Source organism: Neomoorella stamsii (genome assembly GCF_002995805.1).
Lineage (GTDB): Bacteria > Bacillota > DSM-521 > Neomoorellales > Neomoorellaceae > Neomoorella > Neomoorella stamsii.
In genome coordinates this window covers 131,758-155,056 of the sequence record NZ_PVXL01000055.1, presented here as the reverse complement: position 1 = coordinate 155,056, position 23,299 = coordinate 131,758, and the positions used below count along the sequence as shown (strand labels likewise).

Sequence of the window (23,299 nt, the reverse complement as noted above, 5' to 3'; positions counted from 1 at the left end):
TGTTATCGTTGCACTTCAAAGGGTGGCGCCTTCAATTTGTATTTCTGGCAGCCCTTTTGAGCTTAGGTTTATTAACCGGGGGCCAGTGGGCCTACCGGCACTACAGCCAGGAAAAACCCCTGACTGATACCTTAAAGTCCGATCCAGCGGTCCAGGAGGCAACAGTAATCCGGACGGCTGCAGGTCTGGAAGTAAGGGTTATCCTCGGCCCCGGAGCCGATTTACCGCAGGCCTACCGGCAGGTACAGGAAACTGTAAACAGGCTTTATGGCCGGCAACCGGTAAAGCTGGTTATCCAGGACCGCCGTTCCCCGGCCCTGGAGAGTTTGTGGCGGGAAAGCCAGTTTACCATCTATGAAGCGGCAGTACGGGGCAACTTTACCCAGATGGCGGCTACCGTTGACCGGCTGGCGCGCCAGGCAGGCATCGACCATTATGCCGTCAATGTGGACGATAACTATATTTATCTCCAATTCAGCCAGGGACAGGCTTACCTTTACCAGGTAGTACCCCGGCAAAATTATGTAACCCGGGGGGAGGGGCAAAGTGTTTAAGGAAATAAAAGAAATAATTGCCGGTACAGGCTTGGGGTTAATGATTTTTTTAGTCATTAAAGGGGTGGATATTACTCCCTTTTTGCTTCTTGCTGGTATGGGTTTCCTGGCCTACTGGGTGATTGAAAAAAAGGGATTGCTCCCTTCAACCCTGGGGGGGAAGGGATATGCGCCGCCGGTCAAGGTATCTTTTGCCGATATCGGCGGCCAGGCTACGGCTATCTGCGAATTAAAGGAAGCCCTGGAGTTTTTGCTCCGCAGTGCTGAAGTTGAGGCCATGGGCATTCGCCCCCTGAAGGGCATCCTTTTAAGTGGCCCGCCGGGAACGGGGAAGACGTTGCTGGCCAAGGCGGCCGCTACCTACACGGATGCAGTTTTTCTCGAGGCCAGCGGCAGTGAATTTATCGAGATGTATGCCGGCGTCGGTGCCCAGCGGGTTCGGGCAATTTTTAATCGGGCCCGGGAACTGGCCCGGCGCCAGCAGAAAAAGCGAGCCATTATCTTTATAGATGAACTGGAAGTCCTGGGTGGGAAACGCGGCAGCCACGCCTCCCACTTAGAATATGACCAGACCTTAAACCAGCTCCTGGTAGAGATGGATGGCTTAAAAAGCAGCCACGATGTCCAGATTTTGGTTATCGGCGCTACCAATCGTCCTGACTTGCTGGACCCGGCCCTTTTACGCCCGGGCCGTTTTGACCGGCAGGTTAAGGTTGACCTGCCTGATAAGGAGGGGCGCCTGGCTATTTTAAAACTGCATACGGCCAATAAGCCCCTGGCGCAGGAGGTAGACCTGGAAGCCATTGCCCGCGAAACCTTCGGGTTTTCCGGGGCTCACCTGGAAAGCGTAGCCAATGAGGCCGCCATCCTGGCCCTGCGGGAAAAATCCCCCCTTATCACCCAGAAACATTTAATGGAAGCCGTCGATAAAGTAATGCTGGGGGAAAAGCTAGGCCGCAAGCCGGCGGTGGACGAATTGTACCGGCTGGCCATCCATGAGGCTGGCCACGCCATTGCCGGGGAGCTTTTAAGGCCCCAGTCTATTTCCCATGTGACCATTACTTCCCGGGGCCAGGCTTTGGGCTATACCCGGCAAAAGCCGGAACACGACATTTACCTCTATACCAGGGAATACCTTGAGAACCAGATGGATATCTGCCTGGCCGGGGCCGTGGCTGAGACCTTAATCCTGGGCAGTCGCAGTACGGGGTCCCTCAATGACTTTAAAGAAGCCATTCGCCTGGCCCGGGTGATTATTACCTCCGGGTTGTCGGAACTGGGAGTAGTGGCCGAAGAAAATTTGACCAAGGAACAGATGCACAATGCTTCTTCAACTATCATCAGCCGGGAAGAAGCCAAGGTGGCTTCTCTCCTGCGGCCTTACCAGGGGGTTTTAAAGGCTTTAGCCGGACAACTGGTAGAAAAGGAAACGGTAACCGGCCGGGAATTGCGGGCCCTGTTACAGGAACAGGCTATGGCCTCTTGAAAATTTTGTCACGTAACAGCAGGATTATCAGGATTGGGAAGCGAATAGATCCTGAAAACTGGTGATCGGCATGCGGCTGTTTGTTGCCATAAATTTTTCCCCAGCTCTGCAAAGTGCCCTGGCCGGGCTACTGGGTGAATTACGCCAGTTACCGGTAACGGTTAAATGGGTGCCCCCGGAGAATATCCATTTAACCATCAAGTTTTTAGGTGAAGTGGCCCCGGCTAGAGTGGAGGAAATAGGAGCAGCCTTGCGGCGTGCCGCTATTGGGGTTAACCCCTGGCACCTGGAGGTAAAAGGTACCGGGGTTTTTCCCAACTGGCGCACCCCCCGGGTTGTCTGGGTGGGGGTGGAGTCGGAAAAGCCCCTGCATGTTTTACAGCAACAGGTAACCAGGGAATACCTGGAACTGGGTTTTCCGGCCGATTCCTTTACCCCCCATTTAACCCTGGGCCGCCTGCGTCCTGGGACAGCCACCGGGCCATTAAAGGACAGGCTCCAGAGTTTAGCTGGTGTGTCCTGGGGGAGGGAAAGGGTGACGGCGGTAAGCCTTATGGAGAGCCGGCTAACCCCACAGGGAGCTATTTACCGCCCGGTTTTGACGGTTACTTTGCCAGCAGGCGGCAGGAACTCTTATTAACGGTTGACTGGCGTTGCCAGTAAAGTGCAAAAGCAGGAGGAGGCGAACTTATATAGTGGTTTTATCAGATAAGCAGCGGGCACTGGAAAATGCCCTGCTCCAGATCGAGAGGCATTTTGGCAAGGGTTCCATAATGAAGCTGGGTGAATCCGGTGCCCGGCTCAATGTGGAAGCTATTTCCACTGGCGCCCTGCCTCTGGACTTGGCCCTGGGGGTAGGCGGGTTGCCCCGGGGCCGGGTGGTTGAGATCTTTGGCCCGGAATCCTCGGGTAAGACGACGGTCGCCCTTCATGTTATTGCCGAGGCCCAGCGGAGCAGCGGCACGGCAGCCTTTATCGACGCCGAGCACGCCCTCGACCCGGTATATGCCAGGAACCTCGGAGTCGACATTGATAACCTTTTAGTATCCCAGCCCGATACCGGTGAGCAGGCCCTGGAAATCGCTGAAGCCCTGGTGCGCAGCGGCGCCATCGATGTCATCGTCATCGATTCCGTAGCTGCCCTGGTGCCCAAAGCCGAGCTGGACGGTGAAATGGGCGATGCCCATGTAGGCCTGCAGGCCCGGCTCATGTCCCAGGCTTTACGCAAGCTGGCCGGCGTTATTGCCAAATCGCGGACGGTTGCCATTTTTATCAACCAGTTGCGGGAAAAGGTAGGGGTCCTCTTTGGCAGTCCCGAGACAACACCGGGGGGACGGGCGCTAAAATTTTACGCTTCGGTACGCCTGGATGTGCGCAAAATAGAGCAGATCAAGCAGGGGACCGAGATTATTGGTAGCCGCACCCGGGTAAAGGTTGTTAAAAATAAAGTAGCACCGCCCTTCCGCCAGGCCGAGTTTGATATTATTTACGGCCGGGGTATTGACCGCGAGGGCTGCCTCCTTGACATGGGCACGGAATTGGATATAGTAAAGAAGAGTGGGGCCTGGTATTCCCTGGGGGAAGATCGCCTTGGTCAGGGCCGTGAAGCAGCTAAAGAATTCTTGCGTGACCACCCCGAACTGGCGGCCAGCATTGAAGCCCAGATTCGTGCTAAAGCTGGTTTAGTCAAGACGGCAGCGGCTATAGAAGATGAAGGTGCGCAAAACGAATAATCCTTCACCGGCAGCAGCCTGGGAGTATGCCCTGAAAATATTAACCCGGCGCCAGCAGAGTGAACAGGAAATGTGCTGGAAATTACAGGCAAAGGGCTTTCCCAGGGAGGTAGTGGTGGCAACCTTAAACCGGTTAAAGGATGCCGGGTTGCTAGATGATGCCAGTTTTGCCCGGGACTGGGCTGCCTACCGGCTGGCTACCCACCCGGTAGGCCCGAGGCGCCTCCGGCGCGAGTTGCAGGAGCATGGCGTGGCCCCTTCCCTAGCTGAAGGGATAGCAGGCGACCTGTTTCCTCCAGAAGCAGAGATGGCGGCGGCCCGGGAACTGGCGGGGAAGTATCACCGGCGGCAGGGAGAAAGTCCCGATCATTATTACCAGCGCCTGGCCCGTTTCCTCTGGCAGCGAGGTTTTAATGGCCATGTAATTCGCCAAGTGCTGGGAGAGCTGGCTGAAGAAGATAATTATATTGACAGTAATCATTTAAACCTATAAAATTATTTTGGGAGAAACTAGGTGTAGGGTCACCACCATTACCCTTAATTTATAGATTTCACTACCGGGTTTAGCCTGGATGGAATATAACTCTTCTGACCTGAAAATAGATAGAAGGGCTGTATTTTTGGTTCCCAACAGGCGTATGTAGGTCCTGGTTTTGAACCAAATAAGGGTATATTTGGTTGGTGTGCCTAACTTCAAGCCGAGTTTCGACTCGGCTTTATTTTATGAAGGGGAGGTGAAGAACAATCCAGTATATCCTTTATGCCCTGATAGCTTTCCTGGTGGGTGCGGCCGGAGGTTATGCCATCCGCAAGTACCTGGCTGAGGCCAAAATTGTTTCGGCCGAGAAGGCTGCAGCCACCATTATCGAAGAAGCAAAAAAAGAAGCCGAGGCTAAAAAGAGGGAAGCGGTCCTGGAAGCCAAGGAAGAAGCCCACCGCATCCGTAATGAAATAGAGCGGGAAAGCCGGGAACGGCGCAATGAGCTCCAGCGTTTCGAGCGGCGCCTGATGCAGAAGGAAGAGGCCCTGGACCGCAAGACCGAAGCCCTCGAACGCAAAGAGGCCAGTCTCCACCGGCAGGAAGAAGCTGCCCAGAAACTAAGGGAAGAACTGGAAGAGATGCGCCGCCGGCAGGTCAGCGAACTGGAACGCATTTCCGGTTTGACGACCGAAGAAGCCAGGGCCATCCTGCTGCAGAGTGTCGAGGAAGAAGTAAGGCATGAAGCAGCCATGATGATTAAACAAATTGAAACGGAGGCCAAAGAAGAAGCAGATAAAAAAGCCCGGGAAATTATTACCCATGCCATCCAGCACTGTGCTGCTGATTATGTAGCCGAGGCCACGGTATCGGTGGTGAATCTACCCAGCGATGAGATGAAGGGGCGCATTATCGGCCGTGAGGGCCGTAACATTCGCGCCCTGGAAACCCTGACGGGTGTCGATCTCATCATTGATGACACACCGGAAGCCGTTATTCTCTCCAGCTTCGACCCTATTCGCCGGGAGGTGGCCCGGATTGCCCTGGAAAAGTTAATTATCGATGGGCGCATCCACCCGGCCCGGATTGAAGAAATGGTAGAAAAGTCCCGGCGGGAACTGGAGCAAAAGATCCGGGAAGAAGGAGAGCGAGCTACCTTTGAAGCTGGCATTCATGGCCTGCATCCAGAGCTGGTGCGCCTGCTGGGTAAACTTAAATACCGCACCAGCTACGGCCAGAATGTCCTTAAACACTCCCTAGAAGTAGCTTTCCTGGCGGGGGCCATGGCTGCCGAGCTAGGGGTGGATGTCCAGCTGGCCAAGCGGGCCGGGTTGCTCCATGATATTGGTAAAGCCGTTGATTTTGAAGTTGAGGGACCCCATGTCACCCTGGGGGTTGAGCTGGCTAAAAAATACCGGGAATCCCCGGAGGTAATCCATGCCATTGAAGCCCACCATGGTGATGTGGAACCGCGCAGCATTGAGGCTGGCCTGGTCCAGGCCGCCGATGCCATTTCGGCAGCCCGGCCGGGTGCCCGGCGGGAAACCCTGGAGGCCTATATTAAACGCCTCGAGAAACTGGAGGAGATTGCCGATTCCTTTGCCGGCGTGGAAAAATCCTATGCCATCCAGGCCGGCCGGGAGATCCGGATTTTAGTTAAGCCTGACAAGATTGATGATGCCATGGCCGTCCACCTGGCCAGGGATATCGTAAAAAGGATTGAAAAGGAGATGGAATACCCGGGCCAGATTAAAGTGGTGGTCATCCGCGAAACCCGCGCTGTTGATTATGCCAAATAATTTTATGGCAGGGAAGGTAAAAGTTTTTCCATCCCTGCCATTAAATTTTCATCATTAAAGGCGGACAAGGCAGGCAGGAATTTGCTTTTGGGTGCAGAAGTAGTGTCTTATTGGTGGTAACATCTTATACATAAAGTACGGGGCAGGTGTTTACCTTGAGCCTGAAGTACAAACATGGCGGCGAAGTATCTGACAGTATTGGTCTCCTTATTTCCATCCTGGTACGTTATCCAGAAGTAGGTACCATTAACTATGAGCCCAAAGACCAGGTTTTACGCTTTACCTTTATGATGGCCCAACCTCTGGCCGGGGAGGCCATCCAGCAGTTCGAAAAGAAATTCCGCAAATCCCTGGAAGTATATAACTACCTGGAAGACCGGGAACCGAAGGTTATTAATCTGAAATATACGCCCTATGACCAGTTAATGGCCCTGGAGGTACAACGGGATGTAATTACCCTTTCCCGGGATGAAATTGACCTCATTATCGCCCTGGTGCGGGAGGAATTTGGCGCCACCCTGGTAGCGGAGAACAATGATAATATCATGGAAGAAGAGCTTATGATCCAGGAAGAGTTAATTGACCGTATGCTGGAAAGTGTCCGGGGTACCGTCCCGGAGCGCCAGTTAATTGCCTTCCGGGAAGAAGGCCGGGTCATGGTGTTTAATAAATAGACCCGGGGCCAATAATAATATTTAAGGCAAATTGAGGGGAGCTTTATTTTTGCGGGTTCTAATGATCGGCGATGTGGTGGGGCGGCCGGGCCGTAAAGCCGTCCGGGAACTCCTGCCACCTTTGCTCCAGGAACACCGGCCGGATCTGGTGGTGGCAAACGGCGAAAATGCTGCCGGCGGCAATGGCATTACCCCAGATATTGCCGGTGAACTTTTTGCCGGTGGTATTGATATCTTAACCATGGGCAACCATGTCTGGGATAAGCGTGAAGCTCTGACCCTCCTGGAGGAGGATGAGCGCATTGTCCGGCCGGCCAATTATCCTCCTGGTACCCCCGGCCGGGGCTATACCCTGGTAAAGGTTAAGGAAAACCTGCAGGTAGGAATTATTAATTTAGCGGGGCGGGTGTTTCTATCACCTCTGGAGTGTCCTTTTCGCCTGGGACGCCGCCTGGCTGAAGAAATCGGTGCGTTAACCCGCATCATTTTAGTAGACTTCCATGCTGAAGCAACTTCGGAAAAGGTTGCCCTGGGCTGGTACCTGGACGGCCTGGTAAGTGCCGTCATCGGGACCCATACCCATATCCAGACGGCTGATGCCCGGGTCCTGCCCCAGGGGACGGCCTATATTACCGATGTAGGCATGACCGGTCCCAGGGATTCTGTCCTGGGAGTGAAGGCAGAACTTATCATCAAAAAATTTCTTACCCAGTTGCCGGTGCGTTTTGAAGTTGCCGGTGGAGTTATTCAACTGGAAGCCGTACTGGTAGATATCGATCCCGGTAACGGCCGGGCAGTCGCTATCCAGCGGTTGCAATACTACGGGCCGGCATAAGTTAACCCTCAAACAACGCTAAAAAGCCTGCTTACCGGTAAGGGAGGCAGGCTTTTGTGTTACAATAGCTAAAAAAGATTGGAGCCGGGTGAAGATGGCAGCTGATTTACATACCCATACTACGGCCTCCGACGGCCGGCTGTCACCCACTGAACTAATCAGACTGGCGAAGACAAAAGGCTTAACGGCTCTGGGTGTTACCGACCATGATACGGTAGCCGGCCTGGCAAAAGCCCTGGCTGCCGGTAACAGTTACAGTGTCACGGTAATTCCCGGGGTTGAGCTGAGCACCGAGTGGGAAGAAGGGGAGATCCATATCCTGGGTTATTATATCGACTGGCAAAAGGAAAGTTTGCTGGCTTTCCTGGAAACCATGCGCCAGGCGCGTTACCGGCGCACGGCCAGGATGGTAGGCCGGCTTAAAGAGCTGGGTTATGATATTAGCATGGGTGAGGTAGAGCAGGAAGTCCGGGGCGAGGCCATGGGCCGTCCCCATATCGCGGCCGTTCTAGTTCGCAAGGGCTATGTACCATCGCTGGAGTTTGCCTTCCGCACTTTGCTGGAGCGGGGCCGGCCTGCTTATGTCCCGCGGGCCAAAGTCTCACCTGCCCGGGCTGTGGAGGTAATATTAAAGGCTGGAGGGGTCCCGGTCCTGGCCCACCCGGGCTTGAGCCGGGCCGATGGTCTTATTCCTGCCCTGGTGGGCAGCGGCTTGCAGGGTATTGAAGCTTACTATCCCCACCACGATGCCGCTGCCACCGGGCGTTACCTGGAACTGGCATCCCGGTATAACCTGGTGGTAACCGGCGGGTCGGATTTCCACGGCATAGTTGAAAGCAGCCATGCCGACCTGGGGGCCTGCCAGGTGGGCACAGCCGAACTGGAGCAATTACAGAGGCGAGCTGAAAAGATTAAAGTCCAAGCGACTAAGGTTTGACTTCCGGGCATATATTTTAGCAAACTAATAATGAGGAGGTGGGGCCGTTGGCTGGCAATGATGCAAGCGCCCTTTACCGGCGCATTCAAGAGCTGGAAAGCAAGGTGGAACAGTTAAGGGTCAGCCGGCGTGTCCTGATGCGCCTGGTGGAAAAAAGTGAAGCCGAAAAGTGGGAACTGGTAAATTGCCTGCGCCAGGAAAAGGAACAGATCCAGCTCCGCAACCGGCGCTACGCCCGGGCCATCTGGGAAAAGAATAAAGAGCTGGTTTTGCTCACCAATAAGCTACAGGGCATATCGTTGCCCAGGGCTTGACTGATAGGAGGGGGCGATTTATACTATAATTAACTTAATAGGGAACAGGTGCCTGCCAGGTTAAAAGGGAATCAGGTGTAAATCCTGAGCGGTCGCGCCACTGTAACCGGGGAGCCTGCTTCAAGGCCACTGGTATTATACCGGGAAGGCGAAGCCGGGCAAGGAGCCGGAGCCAGGAAACCTGCCTGTTCATTTCACCCTCGCGTCAAGGGGCCGAAAGTTAGGTTATGTAACTCCAGCTACTTCGTGGGGGGCTGGAGTTTTTATTTTAGGAGGCCATATCTTGGGATACGGGTCGTTAATCATGGTAACCGGGGGTGCCAGGAGTGGCAAAAGCCGCCTGGCTGAAGAACTTGCTGTTGCCGGGAGTGAAAAAGTAGTCTACCTGGCCACGGCTACCGTGGGCGATGCAGAAATGGCTGCCCGGGTGGACATGCACCGGCGCCGGCGGCCGGCTGACTGGCAGACGGTAGAAGCCCCCCTGGCCGTAACGGAAGCCGTAGCCAGGGAAGGCCAGCGTGCCGGTACCATCCTCCTTGATAGTCTGGGCATGTGGATTAGCAACCTTTTGAGCCAGGAGACAACTGAAGCAGAAGATAGCTGGGAAAAAAACACGGCTGCTATAGAAGCCATCATGGTTAAAGTCAGGGAACTGGCGGTAGTAGCCCGGCAGGTACCGGCGCGGGTAATTATTGTTACTGAAGAAGTGGGAATGGGGCTCATTCCTCCCTATCCCCTGGGCCGGGTTTTCCGGGACCTCCTGGGCCTGGCCAACCAGGAGATAGCCCGCCAGGCCGACCAGGTCTACCTGGTGGTGGCAGGCCTGCCTCTAGTTTTAAAGGATACTAAAGAGGACGCTACTTTCGGGGAGGAACTTCTCCGAAAATACAAAGGAAACTAAGATAAAATAAATGCTACTGGAGGAAAAACCTTGGGGAGAGAATTACGGCGGGGTTATACCACAGGTACCTGCGCGGCAGCAGCAGCCAGGGCGGCGGCCCTGGCTTTATGGCAGAAGCAGCTGGTGAGGGAGGTTACCCTTACCCTGCCCCGGGGAGAAAAGGTCACTCTACCGGTTACTGTCCATCGTGGTCCGGACTGGGCCGAAGCCGTGGTGTTTAAAGACGCAGGTGATGACCCTGACGTTACCCACGGGGCTGCCATCCATGTCCGCGCCCGGAAAACTGGCGGGGGATTGACTTTACGCGGCGGAGCCGGCATCGGGACAGTAACCCGCCCCGGCCTGGCCATACCTCCAGGGGAACCAGCCATTAACCCTGTTCCCAGGCAAATGATTACCGCTGCAGTAGCCGATGTAACCCCGCCCGGCCAGGGCCTGGAACTGGAGATCAGCATCCCCGGTGGCGAAGAACTGGCCCGGCGGACCCTCAATCCCCGCCTGGGGATTGAGGGCGGCCTTTCTATCCTGGGCACTACCGGCATTGTCGAACCCATGTCCGAAGAGGCCTACCGTACCTCCCTGGTACCCCAGATTGATGTCGCCCTTGCTGCCGGCTGGGAAACCCTGATCTTGACACCCGGCCGCCTGGGGCAACGCCAGGCCGAGGAACGCTATCATCTACCGGCTGCGGCCATTGTTTTAACCAGCAACTTTATTGGCTACATGCTGGAGGCCTGCGCCGAGCGCGGGGTGAAGCAGGTGCTCCTGTGGGGGCATGGCGGCAAGCTCATCAAGGTGGCAGGAGGTATCTTTTATACCCACAGTCGCCTGGCCGATGCCCGCCAGGAAATCCTGGCCGCTTGGGCCGCGGCGCGGGGGGCATCCCGGGAAGTAGTCCGGCAGCTTTTAGAGGTAACTACAGTTGAAGCTGCCCAGGAAATTATCCGCAACCATGGCCTGGGGAGGGAGTTCTGGGACTCCCTGGCGGCCCGGGCCAGCCAGCGGTCGGAGGCCCTTGTCCGTGGAGAACTCACAGTGGGCACGGTTATGCTAAACCTGCAGGGAGAAATTATAGGCTGGGATGGGATGGCCCGGCAAATACTGGAGGCGTGGGGTCATGGGAGTTGAAGGCCGGTGGTTGACCGTCATCGGGGTTGGACCCGGCAACCAGGAATACCTGACGCTGGCGGCCCGCCGGGCTGCGGCGGCGGCCGAAGTCCTTATCGGCGGGCCCCGGGCTTTGAGCCTTTTTCAAGATTTAGCACGCGAGAAAAGGGTGATCACGGGCGATCTGGAAGGGTTACGCTCTTTCCTGTTGCAGATACGCGGCCGCCCGGCGGCCATCCTGGTATCGGGGGATCCAGGCTTTTACAGCCTCCTCTCGTGGCTCAAGCGCCAGTTTCCAGGGGAAAAAATTAACGTTATCCCCGGTATCAGTTCCGTCCAGTTAGCCTTTGCCCGCCTGGAGCAGGGCTGGGAAGAAGCCACTTTCCTGAGCTTCCATGGACGTTCCCTGGAGACCCTGGAACCATACCTGCCCCAGCTGGTAGCCGGTAAAGTGAGGCTAGCAATGTTGACCGGCGGGGCTAACACACCGGCAGCTATAGGTAAATACCTGTCCGACCACGGCCTCGCCGGTATAAAGTTGTGGGTGGGTACCGACCTGGGTAGCGACCAGGAGCAAACAATCTGGCTGACGGCGGCCGAACTGGCCCGGCAGCCCTTAACCAGGCCCGGGGTGGTGATAGCCGGTTATGAACCGGATTAACTGGCCCTACAGTACGCCGGGGATACCTGACCATTACTTTAGCCGCAGCCAGGTCCCCCTGACGAAAGAGGAAGTCCGGAGCCTTACCCTGGCCAAAGCCCGTTTGGGTCCGGGTATGACCGTTTATGATGTTGGCTCTGGAACCGGGACCCTGGCTGTTGAAGCGGCCAGGCTGGTGGCTCCGGGACAGGTCCTGGCCGTGGAGGTAGACCCGGAGGCCTGTACCCTTATCAGGGAGAATGTAAAACGTTTTGGCCTGGATAATGTCCAGGTGGTGGCCGGCAGGGCCCCGGCAGCCCTGGAGGGGTTGCCGCTGCCGGACCGGGTTTTCATCGGGGGCAGCGGTGGGCACTTAGAAGAGATTTTAAGGACCTGCCATGAAGCTTTGCGGCCGGGAGGCATTATCGTCCTCAATGCCGTAACCGTCGAAACCTTGAGTACGGCCCTGGCCTTCGGCTATCACCAGGGTTACCAGGTAGAGGCCCTGGCAACTAACCTGGCCCGCCTGGAACCGGCCGGCCGTTACCACATCTGGCGCGCCCTGAATCCGGTATATATAGTGCAGCTGGTGAAAGATGGACATTATGGACAGTAGTATACCGGGTTAATAATTGCGGTTGATTACTGAATACCATCAGATGGTGGCATGGTGGGATAAGGAGTGGAGGCTTTTGGTGAGTGGAACCCTCTATGGCCTCGGGGTTGGACCGGGAGACCCTGACCTGTTAACCTTGAAGGCTAAAGCCATTTTAGAACAGGTACCGGTCCTGGCGGTACCTGTTTCCCAGCGTGGCGAGGAAAGCCTGGCCCTGCAGGTGGTCCGGCCCTTTATCCGGCCTGAGCAGAAAATACTAAATCTTTTCATGCCTATGACCCATGACCGGGCTTACCTGGAACGTTCCTGGGATGCAGCGGCAGCAGAACTTTTGGAAAACCTTTCAGCAGGACAGGATATCGCCTTCCTGACTCTGGGGGATGCTTCTCTTTACAGCACCTATAGTTACTTAATGCAACGCTTACAAAAACTCAACCCGGATTTAAAGATTGTTACCGTTCCCGGGATCACTTCCTTTGCTGCGGCTGCTGCCAGTTTGAATGTACCCCTGGCCGTAGGGGACGAACCCCTGGCCATCATCCCGGCCCTCAAGGACCCGGCTAACTTAAAGGAATACCTCTCCCTTTTCCCCAATCTAGTCTTAATGAAAGTCGCCCGCCATTATGACGCCATCGTTACAGTTCTGGAGGAGGCAGGCGTAGCCGGGCAGTCGTTCCTGGCCAGCCGCTGCGGCCAGCCAGGGGAGAGCTTTAGCCGGGACCTTGTAGCCGAAAAGGGCAAGAAACAGGATTATTTGTCGTTAATTATAGTCAAAGGCACCACCAACAAGGGTGATTTTTAACAGGCAGGAAATAGAAATAAAAGGAGCCTCCCATGGCGATGAGCCGCCACCAGCGAGGTCATGAAGATGCCTGGCTGGCATTGGTCGGAAGCGAGCGAGCTTCTACCGAGTGGCGAAGCGGCCCAGGCGAAGCTGGGGGATGATAAGCGGGGCCGAGGACAGCGAGGCCTTCGCCCGGATTCTAAAGGCAAGGACGCCGAATAGGCCGGGAACCCCGCCCGAGCCTGAGGCTGAGCCGTAGGCCGCTCCACAAGGGCCACGGAGCGAGCGAAACAATACCAGCCAGCGATAGAGTTATTTTCGGAGGAGCGGGGTAGGCAATGAAGGTTTACTTTGTCGGGGCCGGACCGGGAGACCCGGAGTTAATTACCGTCAAGGGGCGCCGTCTTTTAGAAGAAGCAGGGGTCATTATCTATGCCGGCTCCCTGGTTAACCCGGAAATTTTAAAGTATGCGCCACCGGGAGCAAAGCTGTATAACAGCGCTTCCCTTACCCTGGAAGAGGTCCTGGCCATCATGCAGGAGGCTGTTGTGGCCAGGGGCGAAAAGGTGGTCCGCCTCCATACGGGCGATCCTTCCCTGTACGGGGCCATCCAGGAGCAGATGGACGCCCTGGAGAGAATGGGAATACCTTATGAGATAGTGCCCGGCGTCAGCTCCTTTGCGGCGGCAGCTGCCGCCGTAAGGAGGGAATTTACTTTGCCGGGGATAAGCCAGACATTAATTCTCACCCGGCGGGCCGGCCGGACCCCGGTACCCGCAGGGGAAAGCCTGCCTGATTTGAGCCGCCACCGCGCCAGCCTGTGCCTTTTCCTTAGCAGCCAGGACCTGGCGACGGCAACCGCCGAGCTGGTCCGGGGGTATGGGGAAAATACGCCGGCAGCCATAGTCTATAAAGCCTCCTGGCCGGAAGAAAAGGTTATCCATGGTACGCTGGGGGATATTGCCGCTAGAAGCAGGGAGGCGGGCATTGACCGGACGGCCCTGCTCCTAGTTGGCGATTTCCTGGCAGGCAGCTACCAGCGTTCCTGCCTGTATGACCCGGCCTTTAGTCATGGCTACCGCGAGGCTAAGGCATCCCATGGCTAAAGGACAGGGAATAGCCATTGTCACCCTGACCCGGCCGGGTTTACAGACGGCCCTGCAACTGGCTCATTCTTTATCAGAGGGGACTACTATCTTTATCCCGGCCGACCTGGCTCCTTCGGTAAGGCCTGAGATATGGGACCAGCTCATAGTAGTGTCCTATTCAGGGCCGTTATCGCTATTCCTGGGGCAGATTTTTAACGAGTACCGGGGGTTAATCCTGGTCATGGCCGCCGGTATTGCCGTGCGGGCTTTGAGCCCCCACCTTGTTTCCAAAAATGCAGACCCGGCCGTGGTGGTGGTGGACGTGGGAGGTAAATACGCCATCAGCCTCCTCTCCGGCCACCTGGGGGGGGCCAATGAACTGGCCCGCAGAGTAGCTTCTCTGCTGGGTGGCCAGGCGGTTATTACCACCGCCAGCGAAGTGCAGGGGCTACCACCCCTGGACCTGGTGGCCCGGGAGTTAAATATGAGTGTCTGGCCGGCAGCCAGCTTTACGAAAGTGATGGCGGCCCTGGTCAATGGCGAGACAGTTGACTTGCTGGTAGAAAAGTCTTTACTCAAGTCCCTGGAGGAGGCCCTGCCATCCTTGCGACCCCGTCTCCTGACGGGCTGCCCCGCAGGAGGGGAAGGCAGGGCGGGGATCATGGTTACCTGGCGGCGCTTGCCCCTGCCTGGTCCCCGGTGGGTTTACTGGCGGCCCCAGGTGATCAGCGCCGGTATCGGCTGCCGCCGCGGCGTACCTGCCGGGACAATCCTCTACGCCTTGGGCCTGGCCCTGCGGGAAGCGGGCCTCAGCCGCCGGAGCCTGGCAGCCCTGGCCAGCGTTGATTTTAAGGGAGAGGAACCGGGCCTGCAAAGGGCAGCTGGCCGCCTTGGTGTAAAGCTCCTTACCTTTACTCCCTGGCAGCTGGCGGCCTGTATGGAACGTAAACCCCATTTGCATCGTTCGGAAAGGGTTAACCGGTACATTGGCATCCCCGGCGTTTGTGAGCCGGCGGCAATTCTGGCTGCAGGAGAGGGGGAATTAATATGGCCCAAAATGAGTTACCGGGGGGTGACTGTAGCCCTGGCCCGGGCGAAATAATGGTCATTGGCTTGGGGCCGGGCCGGGAGGAAGAAATGACGCCCCGGGCCCGGCAGGCCCTGGCCCGGGCGGAAGTAATAGTCGGTTACCGCACTTATATTGATTTAATAGCTTCCCTGGTGGCCGGGCGGGAAGTAGTGGTTACCGGCATGACGGGAGAAGTAGCCCGGTGCCGGGAAGCCGTCGCCCGGGCGGCTGCCGGGGCCCGCGTAGCCGTTATTTCCAGCGGCGATCCCGGTGTCTACGGTATGGCCGGGTTGATCCTGGAAGTCCTGGCCGGACACCCCCGGGGGAAAGAAATAGCGGTAAGCATTATTCCCGGGGTGACAGCAGCCACTGCCGCGGCAGCTACCCTGGGAGCGCCCCTGATGCATGACTTTGCCGTCATCAGCTTAAGTGACCGTTTGACCCCCTGGGAGGTTATAGCCAGACGCCTCGAGCTCGCAGCAGCGGCCGATTTCGTCCTGGTCCTGTACAATCCCCGCAGCCACGGCCGTCCCGATCACCTCCGCCGCGCCCGGGACATTGTTCTCCAGTACCGCCAGCCTTCTACCCCGGTAGGGGTGGTACGGAACGCCGGCCGGGAGGGAGAAGAAGCCTGGATCCGCGACCTGGCCACTTTCCTGGAACTACCGGTAGATATGGTCAGCACGGTCATCATTGGCAACAGTCAGACCAGGGTGCTGGATGGACGCCTGGTGACACCCCGGGGGTACCGGCTGTGATCCTGGTACTGGCCGGTACGGCTGACGCCAGGGAGGTTATCGGCACTTTAAAGGCCGGAGGGTACCGGGTGGCAGCCAGCGCTGTTACGGCATACGGTGCCAGGCTGGCTAGGGAGGCCGGAGCCGATACGGTCCAGGAAGGGCCCCTGGGAGGAGAAGATTTGCTGGCCTTTTTAAAGGACCAGGGCATCAGGGCAGTTATTGATGCCACCCATCCCTTTGCCACCACTATTACCGGTGCAGCCCGGCAGGCCTGCCAGAACCTGGGGTTGCCCTATTTCCGTTACCGCCGGCCGGAAGTTAAATTGCCTTCCCACCCGAACCTGCTGCTGGCCGGTAGTTTAGAGGAAGCGGTGGAACTGGCTTCCCGGGGACAGGTAATATTTCTAACCACCGGCACCCGCCATCTGGAATACTTTACTACCGCGCCGGCCCTGGCCGGCAGAAGGCTCGTTGTCAGGGTACTGCCGGAGGAGGCTTCCCTGGCCAGGTGCCGCCAGCTGGGTATCTGGCCGGGGGATATTGTGGCCATCCAGGGTCCCTGCAGTTATGAGTTAAACCGGGCCCTTTACCGGCAGTTTAAGGCCGATGTAGTTGTAACCAAGGACAGCGGCACCACCGGCGGGGTGGTGGAGAAAATCCAGGCCGCCCTGGACCTGGGGCTAACGGTTGTCGTCCTCCGTCGCCCGCCGGAGCCTGATAGTTTACCGCTGGAGGAGATTATCCCTTTGCTGGGAGAAGCGTTAGAGAGATAAGGGGGGGACAACAATGGGCACAGGGATTATTTTACTGGGCCATGGCAGCCGCATACCGGAGGCCAATGAGCACCTGAAGCTCCTGGCGGCCCAGGTCAGGGAGTTGCTGGGGGGTATCCGGGTAGAACCCTGCTATATGATGCGTACCCACCCGGACCTGATGGAAGGGATAACCATGCTGGTCGAAGCAGGCCTGCAGAAAATTATTGTCGTACCAATGTTCTTCTGCAATGGCCTTCATGTCCAGCGGGATATTCCCGAGCAACTGGAGATAGCCAGGAAACGTTTTCCGGACATTGAATTGATCTATGGTACCAACCTCGGTGCCGACCGTAGAATCGCCGAGGTTATTGTAGAACGTATCCAGGAGGTGGCCCCCGGTGTCGTATCTGCATGATCCCCGGTCCATTGAGGCCCACAGCCGGGAGATCATAGCGGCCCGGCTGGGGGATTTGGGCCTGGGGCGCGGGGAAAGGGTCGTTGTAACCAGGATCATCCATGCCACCGGGGACCTGGATTATGCCCGGCTGGTAGTCATTCACCCCCGGCTGGTTGAGGCGGCAACGACAGCCCTGCGCCAGGGGGCGGATATTATCACCGATATAGAAATGGTACGCCAGGGGATCAGCAGCCAGATGCTTGCCCGGGGCGGCGGCCGGATAATATGTGCCATCCGGGAAAAAGAGGTCATCAACGCAGCTGCAGCCCGTGGGGTGACCAGGGCCATGGTGGCTATGGAATACCTGGCGCCCCGGATGGCGGGAGCCCTTGTGGCCATAGGCAATGCCCCCACGGCCCTTTTTCGCCTGCTGGAGTTAATGGCCGCCGGCCAGGCAGCGCCGGCAGCCATAATCGGCACTCCCGTGGGTTTTGTGGGAGCGGCGGAAGCCAAAACAGCCCTGGAAACAGCCGGCATACCCTTTGTTACCGTCCGGGGAACCAGGGGTGGGAGCACAGTGGCGGTTGCTGCTGTCAATGCCCTGCTGCACCTGGCCTGGGACGGGGAAGGTGACAATTAATGGCCAGGGCAATTATGCTCCAGGGAACCAGTTCCAATGTCGGCAAGAGTGTCCTGGCGGCAGCCCTGTGCCGGATTTTTTACCGGGCCGGTTACCGGGTTGCTCCCTTTAAATCCCAGAACATGGCCCTTAACTCCGGCGCTACTCCGGACGGTGGCGAAATGGGGCGCGCCCAGCTGGTACAGGCATATGCTGCCGGGGTACAGCCGCGGGTGGAAATGAACCCGGTCTTGCTTAAACCCACGGCCCACGCCCGCTCCCAGGTAATCCTCCTGGGAAGGCCGGTAGGCAACCTGGGGGCCAGGGAATATCATGGTCACTTTAACCAGGAGCTCTGGCAACATGTAGAGGCGGCTTACGCCACCCTGGCCAGGGAATTTGAGGTTATTGTCATTGAAGGCGCCGGCAGCCCGGCCGAGATCAATCTTAAAGCCCGGGAAATAGCCAATATGCGGGTAGCCAAAATGGCCGGGGCACCGGTGCTCCTGGTGGCCGATATTGACCGCGGCGGCGCCCTGGCAGCCATTGTCGGGACCCTGGAACTCCTGGACCCCGACGAGAGGGAACTGGTAGCCGGGTTGATTATTAACAAATTCCGGGGTGACCTGGATTTGCTGCAACCAGCCCTGGATTTTCTGGAAAGGAAAACCGGCAAGCCGGTCCTGGGGGTTATACCCTTTCTGGCCCACGGCCTGCCGGAAGAAGATTCCGTGGTCCTGGAGCAGGCAGCTGGCCGGCCTACGGCTGCCGGTGAGGTGGAAATAGCCGTAATTAAACTCCCGTGTATTGCCAACTTTACCGACTTTGATGCCCTGGAACGGGAAGACGGCGTTAACCTGCGCTATGTAGAGGATAAAGAAGCCCTCGGACAACCGGACCTCATCATCCTGCCGGGCAGTAAAAATACTATGGGCGACCTTTTATGGCTGCGGCAGCGAGGCCTGGAGGAGGCCATCAAAGACCTGGTGGGCAGGGGGACCCCGGTGGTCGGCATTTGTGGCGGCTACCAGATGCTGGGCCGGGAGATTGCCGACCCCGGCCATGTGGAGACAGACCGCGACGGCATCGCCGGGCTGGGCCTCTTACCGGTGCGGACGGTATTTCAACCAACCAAGGCCACCAACCTGGTGCAGGGACGGGTAACGGGTACGGGGCCCTTCCTGGGACCTTTGCAGGGCCTGGAAGTAAAAGGGTACGAGATTCATATGGGGGCTAGTTACCTGGTAGAAGGCCAGCCGGCCTTTAAAATTACCCGGCGCGGGAATAACCCGGTCGATATTGACGACGGGGCTCTAAGCCCTGATGGACTTATTTGGGGTACTTATATCCATGGTATCTGGGATAACGATCCCTTCCGCCACCAGGTACTGGCCACCTTAAGGGCCAGGCGCGGCCTGCCAGCCAGGGAGAGCGGCCTGGACTTTGCCGCTGACCAGGAGCGCCGTTTTGATGCCCTGGCCACGGTGGTAGCCAGGCACTTAGATCTAAAACGCCTGGCGGCGATTATGGGGCTGGATCGCCCACTGGCGGGTGACGGCCTTGGGGCCTAGCGTCATTTTGCTGGTCCTGGCCTTGCTCCTGGACCTGGCGGTGGGGGACCCGCCCTGGCTCCCGCACCCGACCCGGGTCATGGGGGCGGGTATTGGTGCTTTGGAAAAACTTTTCTGGCGGCCAAATGCTTCGCGGGGTTACCTGTTAGCAATGGGTGGTATGATAGTCATTTGCATAGTTGGGGCCAGCTGGACCATCACCTGGGGGTTGCTGGCAGTAGCCGGCCGGATTAATTACTGGGTGGAGGTATTGCTGGCCGGGTGGCTGCTGGCTACAACCATTGCCCCCCGGGGCCTGGCCGGAGCGGCCTTAGGGATTGGTCAATCCCTGGCGGCAGGTGACTTGCTGCGGGCCAGGCAGCAGGTGGGTTACATTGTCGGCCGGGATACAGCTAACCTTTCGGAAGGAGAAGTGGTCCGGGCGACGGTGGAAACTGTAGCCGAGAATACCAGCGACGGCGTTATTGCTCCCCTTTTCTATTTTTTCCTGGGCGGGGTGCCCCTGGCCATGGCCTACCGGGCCGTTAACACCCTGGATTCCATGCTGGGTTACAAAAACGAGCGTTACCTTTTTTTCGGCCGGGCGGCGGCCCGGCTGGACGATCTGGCCAATTATCTTCCCGCCAGGCTAACGGGAATAGCCTTATGCGTGGCGGCCGCCCTGTTGGGCTATGGCTGGCGGGCCTGGACGATTATGCTACGCGATGCCCGCAGGCACCCCAGCCCCAACAGCGGTTTCCCGGAGGCAGCGGTAGCCGGTGCCCTGGGGGTGCAGCTCGGAGGCCTCAATTACTACCAGGGGATACCTTCCCGGCGCCCCTTGATCGGTGAAGCCCGGCAGGGCTTGAGGAAGGAACATATCTGGCAGGCTGTTTACCTCATGGTTGGAGCAACGGTAATAGCTGCCCTGGCCGGGGGGTTAATTCTGGGCCTCAGGGGGAACTGGTATTAAAAAAGGAGCACCTGCATGAGCCACAAGCGGATTGTTATTGCCGGCACCCGCAGCGGGGTTGGCAAAACGAGTATCGCCACCGGTTTAATGGCTGCCCTGGCTGCCAGGGGCTTCAAGGTCCAGGGTTTTAAAGTTGGTCCCGACTACATCGATCCCAGCTACCATACCCTGGCCACCGGCAGGCCTTCCCGCAACCTGGACACCTTTTTAATGTCCCGGGAAAACGTCCTGGAGGCATTTACCCGGGGTGCTGCCGGGGCTGATATAACCATTATTGAGGGTGTCATGGGCCTTCATGACGGCCACAGGAGTAGCGGCAGCGGCAGTACGGCCGCCATAGCTCGCCTGCTGGCAGCACCGGTCCTCCTGGTTGTGGACGCAACCTCCCTGGGCCAGAGTGTAGCTGCCGAAGTCCTGGGTTACCGGGCCTTCGATCCCGGGGTACACCTGGCCGGGGTGATCCTCAACCGGGTCAGCAATGAAAGCCACCTGCAACTGCTCCGCCGGGCCATTGAAGATTATACCGGCATAGCGGTGGTTGGCTGGCTTCAAAGGGGGGCATTACCGGCCCTGCCCTCCCGGCACCTGGGGCTGATCCCCGCCGGAGAGCAACAGGGATTAAAAGCGGTTTTAAAAGAGCTGGCTGCTGTCGTGGCTGCCGGTATCAACCTGGAAGAGGTTGTTTCCCTGGCCACAAAGGCCGGCCCCCTACCGGCCGGCGGGAGCCAGAGCTTTGCCGCGGCAGCCCTGCAGGCCGGCGGGCCGGTGCCGGTGGCCGTGGCCAGGGATGAGGCCTTTAGCTTTTACTACCAGGATGCCCTGGATTATTTAACAGCCCTGGGAGCCGAGCTCATACCCTTCAGTCCTTTACACGATACCGCGCTGCCGGGGGAAGCAGCCGGGGTGATTATCGGCGGCGGCTTTCCGGAAATCTTCCTGGAGCCCCTGGCAGGCAACCAGCCTATGCTTACCGACCTGCGCCGGCGGGTAGCTGGGGGCATGCCGGTTTATGCCGAGTGTGGCGGCCTCATGTACTTGACCCGCGGGATAACCGACCTGGAGGGCCGGACCTGGAAACTAGCCGGGATAGTCCCGGCCGACTGCCAGATGCAGACCAAACTCGCCGGCCTGGGCTACCGGGAAGCCACCTTATACCAGGATAACCTCCTGGGTAAGAAAGGAGATCCAGTCCGGGGACACGAGTTCCACTATTCGCTGCTGACCGGTATGGCAGGAGACTTCCCCCCTGCCTATACCTGGTACGCCAGGGGCGGCGAGTACCATGAAGGCTACGCTACCCTCAGGCTACTGGCTTCTTATTTACATTTACATTTCCTGGGCAACCAGCAGGCCGCGTTAAATTTCCTGGCAGCCTGCCGGAGATACAGAACCCAGCGGAGGAGGAATGCTTCGTGCAATTATTAAACCAGACCCTGGCCGCCATTAAACCCCTGGATGAAGAGGCCATGGCCAGGGCCCAGGCCCACCTCGACGATCTCACCAAACCACCGGGAAGCCTTGGGACTCTGGAAACAATTGCCCGGCAGCTGGCCGGGATTAAAGGGGAAGTGCCGCGCCGGTTATCCCGCAAGACCCATATCCTCATGGCCGGGGACCATGGTGTAGTAGCTGAGGGAGTCAGCGCTTTCCCCCAGGAAGTTACACCCCAGATGGTGCTGAACTTTGCCAGCGGCGGGGCGGCCATTAACGTCCTGGCTCGCCATGCCGGGGCAGAACTGGTCCTGGTGGATATTGGTGTGGCCGCGGAACTGCCGGACCTCCCGGGTTTACTGAAAAGAAAAGTAGCTGCGGGCACGGCCAACCTGGCTCGAGGGCCGGCCATGACCAGGGAGCAGGCCATTGCCGCCCTGGAAGTAGGCATCGAGGTTGCCAATGAGAAAATTGCCGCTGGTAGCGAATTGCTGGGCATTGGTGAGATGGGCATCGGCAACACTACCCCCAGTACGGCCATCCTGGCCGCCTTCAGCGGCCTGCCGGTAGAGAAAATTACCGGCCGGGGGACGGGAATTGATGATCAACGCCTGCAGCTAAAGATTAATGCCATTCGCCAGGGGCTGGAAGTAAATCGTCCCAACCCTGAAGATCCCCTGGATGTCCTGGCCAAGGTAGGGGGGATGGAGATTGCCGGTATGGCCGGGGTAATCCTGGCCGGGGCAGCCAGCCGGGTACCGGTACTTATCGACGGCTTTATTTCCGGGGCTGCCGCCCTGGTGGCCACCCGCCTGGCCCCCGGGGCCAAAGAATATATCCTGGCCTCCCATCTTTCCGAAGAACCCGGGCATGCTGCTACCCTGGAACTCCTGGGCCTGAAGCCCATGCTGACCATGCAGATGCGCCTGGGCGAGGGTACCGGAGCCGCCCTGGGGATGACCATGGTGGAGGCAGCTATTAAGATTTACCACGAGATGGCTACCTTCAGCCAGGCCGGCGTTTCAGGGGCGCTCGACAGTTGAAAGGCCAGCTAAATGCCTTCCTTACAGCCCTCCAGTTTTTAACCCGTATCCGTTTAAGTTACGGGGATAATTCCCCAGCTGCCTTTCAACAGAGTGTAGCCTTTTTTCCCCTGGTAGGGCTCCTCTTAGGGATAATCCTTGCCGGGGCCTGGCAGGTGCTAAGTTACCTGGTTCCTGCTACCGCCAGGGCCGGCTTGGTCCTGGCCCTGGCAGTTTTCTTAAGCGGCGGCTTGCACCTGGATGGCTTTATCGACAGCATGGACGGCCTTTTTTCCGGCCGGGAGCGGGAACGCATCCTGGCCATCATGAAAGACAGCCATGTGGGTGCCCACGGCGTAACGGCAGTCGTTACCCTGCTGGTGGTAAAATACAGCCTGTTAACGGCCCTGCCGCCCGGGCACCTCTGGCTGGCCGGGCTGCCGCTACCGCCGCTGCTGGTGCTGATGCCTGTCTTGAGCCGCTGGGCCATGGTACCGGCCCTGACCTGTTTCCCCTATGCCCGTAAAGAAGGGGTTGGCACCCTTTTCCAGGCCGGCAGGGGCCGCCGGAGCTTGAGTATAGCTACCCTCATAACCGCCTTGCTGAGCTGGTTAATTATGGGGCTACCGGGCCTGGTTTACCTGCTGCTGGTGGCCCTGGTATCCCTGGGCTGGTGCGGCTGGGTCAGGCGGCTCCTCGGGGGCCTGACCGGCGATACCTACGGTGCCCTGGCCGAAATAACCGAGGTTTTTATCCTGGCAGCTTATTTTTTCTGGCATTGGTAAGGGGGTGGAAGC

Annotated in this window: 26 protein-coding genes and 1 riboswitch; all 26 genes read left to right on the top strand. The window is 57.9% G+C overall.

Annotation, left to right across the window (positions count from 1 at the left end):
- Window positions 1-8: 8 nt before the first annotated feature.
- The 26 genes from MOST_RS12840 (at window position 9) to cobS (ending at window position 23,287) form a co-directional block, all read left to right on the top strand.
- A complete protein-coding gene (locus MOST_RS12840) occupies window positions 9-554 on the top strand; it encodes a hypothetical protein (RefSeq protein WP_054937684.1) in 546 nt (181 codons plus the stop codon).
- 40 nt (window positions 555-594) lie between these two features.
- Window positions 595-2,040, top strand: coding sequence for an AAA family ATPase (locus MOST_RS12835; protein WP_054937716.1), 1,446 nt, complete (start codon window positions 595-597; stop codon window positions 2,038-2,040).
- Window positions 2,041-2,110: 70 nt separating this feature from the next.
- Complete coding sequence (gene thpR, locus MOST_RS12830) at window positions 2,111-2,680, top strand: RNA 2',3'-cyclic phosphodiesterase (RefSeq protein ID WP_054937683.1); 570 nt, start codon at window positions 2,111-2,113, stop codon at window positions 2,678-2,680.
- A 55-nt stretch (window positions 2,681-2,735) separates the two neighbouring features.
- Window positions 2,736-3,773, top strand: a complete 1,038-nt coding sequence (recA, locus tag MOST_RS12825; RefSeq protein WP_054937682.1) for a recombinase RecA — start codon at window positions 2,736-2,738, stop codon at window positions 3,771-3,773.
- Window positions 3,751-4,266: a regulatory protein RecX gene (locus MOST_RS12820; RefSeq protein WP_054937681.1), complete on the top strand. Its 516-nt coding sequence runs from the start codon at window positions 3,751-3,753 to the stop codon at window positions 4,264-4,266. Before recA ends, MOST_RS12820 begins: the two co-directional genes overlap by 23 nt.
- A 251-nt stretch (window positions 4,267-4,517) precedes the next feature.
- On the top strand, window positions 4,518-6,050 hold the full coding sequence (rny, locus tag MOST_RS12810) for a ribonuclease Y (RefSeq protein ID WP_054937679.1): 1,533 nt from the start codon (window positions 4,518-4,520) through the stop codon (window positions 6,048-6,050).
- A 155-nt stretch (window positions 6,051-6,205) separates the two neighbouring features.
- Window positions 6,206-6,724, top strand: a complete 519-nt coding sequence (locus tag MOST_RS12805) for a hypothetical protein (RefSeq protein WP_054937678.1) — start codon at window positions 6,206-6,208, stop codon at window positions 6,722-6,724.
- 49 nt (window positions 6,725-6,773) lie between these two features.
- Window positions 6,774-7,559, top strand: coding sequence for a TIGR00282 family metallophosphoesterase (locus tag MOST_RS12800; RefSeq protein WP_054937677.1), 786 nt, complete (start codon window positions 6,774-6,776; stop codon window positions 7,557-7,559).
- Window positions 7,560-7,653: 94 nt separating this feature from the next.
- A complete protein-coding gene (locus MOST_RS12795; RefSeq protein ID WP_244267176.1) occupies window positions 7,654-8,496 on the top strand; it encodes a PHP domain-containing protein in 843 nt (280 codons plus the stop codon).
- Between the two features lie 47 nt (window positions 8,497-8,543).
- Window positions 8,544-8,810, top strand: coding sequence for a hypothetical protein (locus tag MOST_RS12790; RefSeq protein ID WP_054937675.1), 267 nt, complete (start codon window positions 8,544-8,546; stop codon window positions 8,808-8,810).
- 29 nt (window positions 8,811-8,839) lie between these two features.
- Window positions 8,840-9,013, top strand: a riboswitch (cobalamin riboswitch).
- 80 nt (window positions 9,014-9,093) lie between these two features.
- The gene (gene cobU / locus MOST_RS12785; protein ID WP_106007183.1) at window positions 9,094-9,711 is read left to right on the top strand and encodes a bifunctional adenosylcobinamide kinase/adenosylcobinamide-phosphate guanylyltransferase; all 618 of its coding nucleotides are present in this window, start codon (window positions 9,094-9,096) and stop codon (window positions 9,709-9,711) included.
- A gap of 30 nt (window positions 9,712-9,741) precedes the next feature.
- Window positions 9,742-10,839 (top strand): cobalt-precorrin-5B (C(1))-methyltransferase CbiD, encoded by a 1,098-nt coding sequence (cbiD, locus tag MOST_RS12780; RefSeq protein ID WP_054937674.1) that lies wholly within the window; start codon window positions 9,742-9,744, stop codon window positions 10,837-10,839.
- Window positions 10,829-11,479 carry a precorrin-6y C5,15-methyltransferase (decarboxylating) subunit CbiE gene (gene cbiE / locus MOST_RS12775; protein WP_054937673.1) on the top strand — a complete coding sequence of 217 codons (651 nt, stop codon included), beginning with the start codon at window positions 10,829-10,831 and terminating at the stop codon, window positions 11,477-11,479. The genes cbiD and cbiE overlap by 11 nt, the downstream gene beginning before the upstream one ends.
- Window positions 11,466-12,074: a precorrin-6Y C5,15-methyltransferase (decarboxylating) subunit CbiT gene (gene cbiT / locus MOST_RS12770; RefSeq protein ID WP_054937672.1), complete on the top strand. Its 609-nt coding sequence runs from the start codon at window positions 11,466-11,468 to the stop codon at window positions 12,072-12,074. Before cbiE ends, cbiT begins: the two co-directional genes overlap by 14 nt.
- 79 nt (window positions 12,075-12,153) lie before the next feature.
- On the top strand, window positions 12,154-12,876 hold the full coding sequence (cobI, locus tag MOST_RS12765; RefSeq protein WP_054937671.1) for a precorrin-2 C(20)-methyltransferase: 723 nt from the start codon (window positions 12,154-12,156) through the stop codon (window positions 12,874-12,876).
- 320 nt (window positions 12,877-13,196) lie between these two features.
- Window positions 13,197-13,964, top strand: coding sequence for a precorrin-4 C(11)-methyltransferase (gene cobM / locus MOST_RS12760; RefSeq protein WP_106007182.1), 768 nt, complete (start codon window positions 13,197-13,199; stop codon window positions 13,962-13,964).
- Complete coding sequence (locus MOST_RS12755) at window positions 13,957-15,048, top strand: cobalt-precorrin 5A hydrolase (protein WP_054937670.1); 1,092 nt, start codon at window positions 13,957-13,959, stop codon at window positions 15,046-15,048. Before cobM ends, MOST_RS12755 begins: the two co-directional genes overlap by 8 nt.
- Window positions 15,048-15,773 carry a precorrin-3B C(17)-methyltransferase gene (gene cobJ / locus MOST_RS12750; protein ID WP_054937714.1) on the top strand — a complete coding sequence of 242 codons (726 nt, stop codon included), beginning with the start codon at window positions 15,048-15,050 and terminating at the stop codon, window positions 15,771-15,773. Before MOST_RS12755 ends, cobJ begins: the two co-directional genes overlap by 1 nt.
- A complete protein-coding gene (cobK, locus tag MOST_RS12745; RefSeq protein WP_054937669.1) occupies window positions 15,770-16,528 on the top strand; it encodes a precorrin-6A reductase in 759 nt (252 codons plus the stop codon). The genes cobJ and cobK overlap by 4 nt, the downstream gene beginning before the upstream one ends.
- Before the next feature lie 13 nt (window positions 16,529-16,541).
- A complete protein-coding gene (locus MOST_RS12740) occupies window positions 16,542-16,925 on the top strand; it encodes a sirohydrochlorin chelatase (RefSeq protein ID WP_054937668.1) in 384 nt (127 codons plus the stop codon).
- Window positions 16,909-17,547 (top strand): precorrin-8X methylmutase, encoded by a 639-nt coding sequence (locus MOST_RS12735; protein ID WP_054937667.1) that lies wholly within the window; start codon window positions 16,909-16,911, stop codon window positions 17,545-17,547. Before MOST_RS12740 ends, MOST_RS12735 begins: the two co-directional genes overlap by 17 nt.
- Window positions 17,547-19,097, top strand: a complete 1,551-nt coding sequence (locus MOST_RS12730; protein WP_054937666.1) for a cobyric acid synthase — start codon at window positions 17,547-17,549, stop codon at window positions 19,095-19,097. Before MOST_RS12735 ends, MOST_RS12730 begins: the two co-directional genes overlap by 1 nt.
- Window positions 19,078-20,049, top strand: coding sequence for an adenosylcobinamide-phosphate synthase CbiB (gene cbiB, locus MOST_RS12725; protein WP_428846531.1), 972 nt, complete (start codon window positions 19,078-19,080; stop codon window positions 20,047-20,049). Before MOST_RS12730 ends, cbiB begins: the two co-directional genes overlap by 20 nt.
- Before the next feature lie 15 nt (window positions 20,050-20,064).
- Window positions 20,065-21,474 carry a cobyrinic acid a,c-diamide synthase CobB gene (locus MOST_RS12720; RefSeq protein ID WP_106007181.1) on the top strand — a complete coding sequence of 470 codons (1,410 nt, stop codon included), beginning with the start codon at window positions 20,065-20,067 and terminating at the stop codon, window positions 21,472-21,474.
- Window positions 21,462-22,523: a nicotinate-nucleotide--dimethylbenzimidazole phosphoribosyltransferase gene (gene cobT, locus MOST_RS12715; protein ID WP_083476760.1), complete on the top strand. Its 1,062-nt coding sequence runs from the start codon at window positions 21,462-21,464 to the stop codon at window positions 22,521-22,523. The genes MOST_RS12720 and cobT overlap by 13 nt, the downstream gene beginning before the upstream one ends.
- Complete coding sequence (cobS, locus tag MOST_RS12710; RefSeq protein ID WP_054937663.1) at window positions 22,520-23,287, top strand: adenosylcobinamide-GDP ribazoletransferase; 768 nt, start codon at window positions 22,520-22,522, stop codon at window positions 23,285-23,287. The genes cobT and cobS overlap by 4 nt, the downstream gene beginning before the upstream one ends.
- Window positions 23,288-23,299: the final 12 nt, after the last annotated feature.

What these genes read in the sequence shown, in the direction of transcription:
- MOST_RS12820 (WP_054937681.1), top strand. Translation starts at nt 3,751, where the DNA reads ATGAAGGTGCGCAAAACGAATAATCCTTCACCGGCAGCAGCCTGGGAG.
- cobM (WP_106007182.1), top strand. Translation starts at nt 13,197, where the DNA reads ATGAAGGTTTACTTTGTCGGGGCCGGACCGGGAGACCCGGAGTTAATT.
- thpR (WP_054937683.1), top strand. Translation starts at nt 2,111, where the DNA reads ATGCGGCTGTTTGTTGCCATAAATTTTTCCCCAGCTCTGCAAAGTGCC.
- MOST_RS12835 (WP_054937716.1), top strand. Translation starts at nt 595, where the DNA reads ATGATTTTTTTAGTCATTAAAGGGGTGGATATTACTCCCTTTTTGCTT.
- MOST_RS12720 (WP_106007181.1), top strand. Translation starts at nt 20,065, where the DNA reads ATGAGCCACAAGCGGATTGTTATTGCCGGCACCCGCAGCGGGGTTGGC.
- MOST_RS12755 (WP_054937670.1), top strand. Translation starts at nt 13,957, where the DNA reads ATGGCTAAAGGACAGGGAATAGCCATTGTCACCCTGACCCGGCCGGGT.
- cbiT (WP_054937672.1), top strand. Translation starts at nt 11,466, where the DNA reads ATGAACCGGATTAACTGGCCCTACAGTACGCCGGGGATACCTGACCAT.
- cobJ (WP_054937714.1), top strand. Translation starts at nt 15,048, where the DNA reads ATGGTCATTGGCTTGGGGCCGGGCCGGGAGGAAGAAATGACGCCCCGG.
- MOST_RS12740 (WP_054937668.1), top strand. Translation starts at nt 16,542, where the DNA reads ATGGGCACAGGGATTATTTTACTGGGCCATGGCAGCCGCATACCGGAG.
- cbiE (WP_054937673.1), top strand. Translation starts at nt 10,829, where the DNA reads ATGGGAGTTGAAGGCCGGTGGTTGACCGTCATCGGGGTTGGACCCGGC.
- MOST_RS12730 (WP_054937666.1), top strand. Translation starts at nt 17,547, where the DNA reads ATGGCCAGGGCAATTATGCTCCAGGGAACCAGTTCCAATGTCGGCAAG.
- MOST_RS12795 (WP_244267176.1), top strand. Translation starts at nt 7,654, where the DNA reads ATGGCAGCTGATTTACATACCCATACTACGGCCTCCGACGGCCGGCTG.